Origin of the sequence: Streptomyces sp. (genome assembly GCF_031181705.1) — a bacterium.
Taxonomy (GTDB): Bacteria; Actinomycetota; Actinomycetes; order Streptomycetales; family Streptomycetaceae; genus Streptomyces.
Genome location: NZ_JAPSKN010000227.1, coordinates 1 through 5,414 on the forward strand (window position 1 = coordinate 1; position 5,414 = coordinate 5,414).

General features: G+C 71.7%; 4 protein-coding genes, 1 pseudogene and 1 riboswitch. All 5 genes and pseudogenes read left to right on the forward strand.

Annotated elements, in window-relative coordinates:
• On the forward strand, positions 1–1,008 hold a 1,008-nt coding region (locus RIN80_RS26050; RefSeq protein ID WP_375141820.1), incomplete at its 5' end, for a nucleoside triphosphate pyrophosphohydrolase.
• Positions 1,009–1,054: 46 nt separating this feature from the next.
• Positions 1,055–2,347 (forward strand): cytochrome P450, encoded by a 1,293-nt coding sequence (locus RIN80_RS26055; protein WP_309098093.1) that lies wholly within the window; start codon positions 1,055–1,057, stop codon positions 2,345–2,347.
• Between the two features lie 143 nt (positions 2,348–2,490).
• Complete coding sequence (locus RIN80_RS26060) at positions 2,491–3,495, forward strand: transglycosylase family protein (RefSeq protein WP_309098094.1); 1,005 nt, start codon at positions 2,491–2,493, stop codon at positions 3,493–3,495.
• Between the two features lie 228 nt (positions 3,496–3,723).
• Positions 3,724–3,890: riboswitch (cyclic di-AMP (ydaO/yuaA leader) on the forward strand.
• 4 nt (positions 3,891–3,894) lie between these two features.
• Positions 3,895–4,599: a transglycosylase family protein gene (locus RIN80_RS26065; protein WP_309098095.1), complete on the forward strand. Its 705-nt coding sequence runs from the start codon at positions 3,895–3,897 to the stop codon at positions 4,597–4,599.
• Between the two features lie 246 nt (positions 4,600–4,845).
• Positions 4,846–5,414: pseudogene (gene eno / locus RIN80_RS26070) on the forward strand (phosphopyruvate hydratase); the annotation flags it as partial.

Here is a 5,414-nt window from a genome sequence, read left to right on the forward strand (position 1 = left end):
GTGAACGCCAACAGCCCCGAACCCACCCAGGGCCCCCGGCAGGCCGCCCCCGGCGCGGCCGCCGCCCCCGGCCGCATCGTCCTGCTCACCACCAGCCACCGCGTCGCCCCCGGCCTGCTGTCCTGGCCCGCCTGGCAGGCCCTGCACGCGGCCGACCGGGTGCTGTGCGCGGACGGCGCGCATCCACAGCTGCCCTATCTGCGCGAGGCGGGCATCGCGGTCGAGGAGGCGTCCCCCACCGCCCAGGAGCTGGTCGACACCTGCGCCGGCGGCCGCACGGTGGTCGTCGTGGCGACGGGTGAGGGCGAGCCGGCCCTGACCGACGGTCTGGCCCGCCTCGCCGGCACCGGCCGCCTCGCCATGCCCGAGCTCGAGCTGCTGCCCGCCTCCTACGACCTGCCGGGCGCCCGCCTGCTCGACCTCGTGCAGGTCATGGACCGGATCCGGACCGAGTGCCCCTGGTCCTCCCAGCAGACCCACAAGGGCCTGGCCAAGTACGGCATCGAGGAGGCGTACGAGCTCGTCGAGGCGATCGAGGAGGGCGACCGGGACGAACTGCGCGAGGAGCTCGGCGACGTCCTCCTCCAGGTCGTCTTCCACGCCCGCATCGCGGAGGAGGACCCCGAGGCCCCGTTCTCCGTCGACGACGTGGCCGGCGGCATCGTCGCCAAGCTGATCCACCGCCACCCGCACGTCTTCGGCGACGCGACGGCCACCACGCCCGAGGAGGTCAAAGCCCACTGGCTGCGCACCAAGGCGGTCGAGAAACAGCGCACCTCGATCACCGAGGGCATCCCCCTGGGCCAGCCCGGCCTGGCCCTCGCCGCCAAGCTGGCGTCCCGCGCCCGCACGGCGAACCTGGACATACCGCTCCCACCCGTGGAGGGCATCGGCTACGACCTTTTGGCCCTGGCCGTCCGCGCGGAGGCGGAGGGCGTGGACCCGGAGGCGGCCCTGAGAGCGGCGGCCCGTGCCTACCGGGACGCGATCAGACAGGCCGAGAGCTGAGCGGACCGGCACGGGGGAGCGGCGGCGGGCCGGATACGGTCGGAGGGTGACCGACCAGCCCCAGCCCACCCCGCCCGCTCCGTCCCCCGCCCCCGCCCCCGCCCTGTTCACCTGGGAGTTCGCGAGCGACCCCTACCCCGCCTACGCCTGGCTCCGCGAGCACAGCCCCGTCCACAGGACACGGCTCCCGAGCGGCGTCGAAGCCTGGCTGGTCACGCGCTACGCCGACGCCAAGCAGACCCTCGCCGACCCCCGGCTCTCCAAGAACCCGGCGCACCACGACGAACCCGCGCACGCCAAGGGCAAGACGGGCATCCCCGGGGAGCGCAAGGCCGAGCTGATGACGCACCTGCTCAACATCGACCCGCCGGACCACACCCGGCTGCGGCGGCTCGTGTCCAAGGCGTTCACGCCCCGCCGGGTCGCCGAGTTCGCGCCGCGGGTGCAGGAGCTCACCGACCGGCTCATCGACGGGTTCGCGGACAGGGGGAGCGCCGACCTCATCCACGAGTTCGCCTTCCCGCTGCCCATCTACGCCATCTGCGACCTGCTCGGCGTCCCCCGCGAGGACCAGGACGACTTCCGGGACTGGGCGGGCATGATGATCCGTCACCAGGGCGGGCCGCGGGGCGGCGTGGCGCGGTCCGTGAAGAAGATGCGCGGCTACCTCGCCGACCTCATCCACCGCAAGCGGGAGGCGCTCCCCGCCGAGCCCGGCCCGGGCGAGGACCTCATCTCCGGCCTCATCCGCGCCTCCGACCACGGCGAGCACCTCACCGAGAACGAGGCCGCGGCGATGGCCTTCATCCTGCTGTTCGCCGGTTTCGAGACGACGGTCAACCTCATCGGCAACGGCACCTTCGCCCTGCTCACCCACCCCGAGCAGCGCACTCGCCTGCAGGCCTCCCTCGCCGCCGGGGAGACCGGCCTGCTGGAGACCGGCGTGGAGGAACTGCTGCGCTACGACGGGCCGGTCGAGCTCGCCACCTGGCGGTTCGCCACGCAGCCGCTCACCATCGGCGGGCAGCGGATCGACGCGGGCGACCCGGTCCTGGTCGTCCTGGCCGCCGCGGACCGGGACCCGGAGCGGTTCGCCGACCCGGACGTGCTCGACCTGTCGCGCCGTGACAACCAGCACCTCGGTTACGGCCACGGCATCCACTACTGCCTCGGCGCCCCGCTCGCCCGCCTGGAGGGCCAGACCGCGCTCGCCGCCCTCCTCACCCGCCTCCCGGACCTCCGCCTCGCGGTGGACCCGGCCGAGCTGAGATGGCGCGGCGGGCTCATCATGCGCGGGCTGCGCACGCTGCCGGTGGAGTTCACCCCGATCGCAAGGTGACACGCCCTCAGCTTTGTGATCTTCATGTGATCTGCACGGCATGAACTTGTGACAAGTGATCGTGTGCGGATACGTTCACCCATCAGCGCGGCCGGGGAACCCTGCGCCGCGTGGGTCACTGCTGTCTCGCGAAAGGTCTCCGCATGCTCTCCGGGAACGGACGGCACCGCCGCCCCCGCCAGGCTCCGGCACTCCTCGTTGCGGCCGGAGTGACCGGCTCCGCCATCGCGATCCCGCTCCTCGGAGCCTCCGGCGCCAGCGCGGCCGACGGCACGACCTGGGACCGGGTCGCGGACTGCGAGACGGGTGGTGCCTGGAGCCAGAACAGCGGTAACGGCTACTACGGCGGCCTCGCCCTGTCCCAGGAGGACTGGGAGAACCACGGCGGTCTGGACTACGCGCCGAGCGCCGATCTCGCCAGTCGCTCCCAGCAGATATCCGTGGCGGAGAGAATCCTCGCCGACCAGGGGGTCGGCGCGTGGCGTACCTGCGGGCTGCTCTCCGGCCTCGAGCAGGGCGCGTCGGGGGAGACCGGGGAGTCCGATTCGTCCGGTGAATCCGGTGAATCCGCTCCGGCGAACCCGTCCGGTCTGCTCGACTCGCTGGGATCGTCCGAGTCCTCTTCCTCTTCCTCGCCTTCCGCGTCCACGGCGTCCCCGTCGCCTTCTCCGTCCGGCTCGGCGTCGCCTGACGGCTCATCGACCGCGCGGGACGATTCCGCCAAGTCCGACAAGTCGCCCGACTCCCGTCCTTCCGGCCGGTCGTCGGACGGCTCGGCCTCGGCCACGCCCGGGGGTGCCGCCTCCGGCAACTCCCCGTCGGCCGGTGACGCTTCGGACCGCGCGGACACCGGCTCCGGCCGTCACCGCGGCCCCAGTGCCGACGAGAGCGCCGACTCCACGGGCGGCCGTGAGGGCGGTTCCTCGGGCCGGCACGCCTCGCGCGGCGACACGAGTGCCGGCGAGGCGTCCGAAGGCGCCTACATCGTGGGCGTCGGTGACAGTTCCTGGTCCATCGCCGACTCCCTCCCCGTCGACGGCGGATGGCAGGAGCCGGCCGCCGGGGACGAGAAGGCCGCCGGCGACGCCGCGGACCTCGTTCAGCCCGGTCAGACGCTCACGGTGGAGGGCGAAGCGGACGAGGGGTAGCCCTTCGGGCAGTGCGGAAACGACGGCCTAAGTCACCGCGAAACCGGGCGAGTTAGCGTCATGTTTCGCGTCATATGTCCCGTATAAGTGCGGTGAGAGATAGATCTCAGAAGCCCTGATCGTCTTTGAAATTCCGCCGATCACCTGCCTACGGTCGTGACTGCTCGTCATCGCGAGCCCCGGCTGCCGCAACGCCGAATCCTGCCAGCGGCCGCACGGGAACAGTCGTCGCGTCAAGCGCCGTAGGCAGGAGCGGGGGACCCAAGGTAGGTGCCCGACCGGCCGGTTGTGCCGGAAGGGCTTGGGGTGAAGCCGTGTCCCGTGAGGGACGCGGCCGGGCAACTCAACCGGCCCGAACCCGACAGCTCACCTCGCAGGCGTCGGTGAGGGGATCTCTCCATGCTGTTTTCCGGTAAGGGCACGCACCGCCGTCCGTCCAAGGCCGCTCGCGCCATCGCCATCGCCGGTGTCACCGGTGCCGCCGTCGCCGCCCCGCTGATGGCGGCCGGCAACGCCTCCGCCGCCACCGCCTCCGAGTGGGAGGCCGTCGCCCAGTGCGAGTCCGGCGGCAACTGGTCCATCAACACCGGCAACGGCTACTACGGCGGTCTGCAGTTCTCCGCCTCCACCTGGGCCGGCTACGGCGGCACGAAGTACGCCTCCACCGCCGACCAGGCCACCAAGGCCCAGCAGATCGAGATCGCCGAGAAGGTCCTCGCGGGCCAGGGCAAGGGCGCCTGGCCGGTCTGCGGCAAGGGCCTGTCGAGCGCCGGCTACACCGGTGGCGGCGCCAGCGACTCCGGCAGCTCCTCGCAGAGCCAGAGCCAGAGCCAGAGCCAGCAGAGCACCGAGACCCGCGAGACCCAGCAGCCGGCCTCCCGCTCCGAGGAGCGCCCGGCCGCCAAGAAGACCGTCACCACCCCGACCGGCAAGAAGGTCAAGAAGGGCGACGGCGAGTACAAGGTCGTCAAGGGCGACACCCTGAGCTCGATCGCGGCCGAGGAGAAGGTCAAGGGCGGCTGGGAGAAGCTCTTCCAGCTGAACAAGGACATCGTCGAGGACGCCAACCTCATCTACCCGGGCCAGCAGCTGCACCTGAAGTAGGCAGCGGCCCATCCCCGTCCCCACGGGCTCCCCGTCCCGGTGCGTCGTCCCCCGTACGCACCGGGGCGGGGTTTTTTCGGCAACCGGCTTTGTTCCGTTCGGAAACAATTTACTCTCGGTTCTGTCCATGGGGTGGGCGACCCGGTGGCCGATCGCCCGGAGCCGGTTAGGCTCATGTCGCGAGCCACCGGCCCGCACCTCGCCGGGTCCACGCGACCCGCGTACCCGCGTCACATCAAGAAGGAGATGCTCGTGCCGTCCATCGACGTCGTCGTAGCCCGGGAAATCCTGGACTCCCGAGGCAACCCCACGGTCGAGGTCGAGGTCGGCCTCGACGACGGCAGCACCGGCCGTGCCGCCGTCCCGTCCGGCGCCTCCACGGGCGCCTTCGAGGCCATCGAGCTCCGCGACGGCGACTCGAACCGCTACCTCGGCAAGGGTGTGGAGAAGGCCGTCCTCGCGGTCATCGAGCAGATCGGCCCGGAGCTGGTCGGCTACGACGCCACCGAGCAGCGCCTGATCGACCAGGCGATGTTCGACCTGGACGCCACCGACAACAAGGGCTCCCTCGGCGCCAACGCCATCCTCGGCGTCTCGCTCGCCGTCGCCCACGCCGCCTCCGAGGCCAGCGACCTGCCGCTGTTCCGCTACCTGGGCGGCCCGAACGCGCACCTGCTGCCGGTGCCGATGATGAACATCCTGAACGGCGGCTCGCACGCCGACTCCAACGTGGACATCCAGGAGTTCATGATCGCCCCGATCGGCGCGGAGTCCTTCTCCGAGGCCCTGCGCTGGGGCGCCGAGGTCTACCACAC

What these genes read in the sequence shown, in the direction of transcription:
- RIN80_RS26065 (WP_309098095.1), top strand. Translation starts at nt 3,895, where the DNA reads ATGCTGTTTTCCGGTAAGGGCACGCACCGCCGTCCGTCCAAGGCCGCT.
- RIN80_RS26060 (WP_309098094.1), top strand. Translation starts at nt 2,491, where the DNA reads ATGCTCTCCGGGAACGGACGGCACCGCCGCCCCCGCCAGGCTCCGGCA.